A 1,274-nucleotide genomic window follows, 5' to 3' on the forward strand; every position below is an offset into this window, starting at 1 on the left:
CTTGAACTCGGCCGTAAACCGTCTGCGTGTCTTCATGCTGGATCGTCCTTTTCATCGGTCGATCCACCTTATGCCCCTGTCTCAGAAACCGGCACCACCTCAGTCACGGAACTTGCAGCCCGCGCGGCCTCTGCAAGCGCGCTCACACCACCAAGACCCCGCAAAGCCCCTTGCAAGGCGCGTCCACCCACGGACAGTTGTGCTGTCCTGTCAACGATCCTGCGCACAGGCTCCGACTGATCATCGTTGCCAGCGTTCACTTTGCCAACCTGCGAAATGTCGACGCCCTTGGGCTTTTCATCATCGCCTGACACTGCCTACACCTCGCTCGATCAGTAAGTTCCCCTACTTTATGTAGTATCAGGCATTGCATTTTCCAGATGCAGCGAGTGTCGCGCTTCACTCCGGCGCTTGGTTGCAGCGTTCCGGCCCGCGCCACTCTGCGTAGGGGGTTTATCCTGATCGGTTTGGCGCGTAGCGCGCGGGCATCGGCCAGCTTCACATCCGGGTATGCCCCGAATGACAGCACCTTTTCCTTGCCTTCGAACCTATAGCGCATTCGCCACAGCCTGCCGCCCGATGGCGAGACGAACAAGAGAAGCCCGCCGCCATCCGGTAATTTCCGCGGTTTTCCAGAGGGATCGGGCTTCGCGCCACGACAGGCTGCATCGGTCAAGGGCATCTGAATCGGTCCTGCGGGTGACTGTGGGTATCGGTAGTTCCGAGAATACCCGCATTCGATACCCACACAAGTTGGGTGGCTACAGTCCATCTTCCCGCAGAAGATGGCCTACAGTCTATTTTCTCAATGAAATCAATGACCACTTCTGGCGAAGGTCACGGGAAATCTAGCGAAAAGTGGGGAATGGAGGCGGGTACCGGAATCGAACCGGTCTTCACGGATTTGCAATCCGCTGCGTAACCTCTCCGCCAACCCGCCGGAGCCTTGCGTTTGCTAGGGTTTTCGGTTGATGGGGTCAAGGGGGTTATCACTCCGGCTATCACTTTCTTGTTCTGGTCCTGTTCCGTTCCACGGTCAGGATCGCTTGGCGCAGACCTGTCTCGCCCGGATGATCTGCCGGGCATAGGTCCAGACGCGTCGGCGACGGAGACCTTGCCGGGCACCACCCAGTTTCGATCCACGCCCCCGCGAAGGGGGCGCCTAGGTAGTGCCTTCATTTAAGGATTCCCATACTGTCTGAGTTCTGTTTCAAGATCGAAAACGGAGGCGATCTTGAGCAGGCGGACGCTGACAGACGAGCAATGGGAACGGA

At 58.1% G+C, this 1,274-nt stretch carries 1 protein-coding gene and 1 tRNA gene; both read right to left on the minus strand.

All coding sequences use genetic code 11. The features are described from left to right. Positions 1-256: 256 nt before the first annotated feature. Positions 257-772, minus strand: a complete 516-nt coding sequence (locus ACDP63_RS24870; RefSeq protein WP_407672817.1) for an Arm DNA-binding domain-containing protein — start codon at positions 770-772, stop codon at positions 257-259. Positions 773-866: 94 nt separating this feature from the next. Then, a tRNA-Cys gene (locus tag ACDP63_RS24875) sits at positions 867-940 on the minus strand. Positions 941-1,274 lie beyond the last annotated feature (334 nt).

The organism is Paracoccus sp. P2, from assembly GCF_046335115.1.
GTDB lineage: Bacteria > Pseudomonadota > Alphaproteobacteria > Rhodobacterales > Rhodobacteraceae > Paracoccus > Paracoccus pantotrophus.

Excerpts from the sequence above, each read along its gene's own strand:
- ACDP63_RS24870 (WP_407672817.1), bottom strand. The coding sequence starts at position 772 with ATGGACTGTAGCCACCCAACTTGTGTGGGTATCGAATGCGGGTATTCT.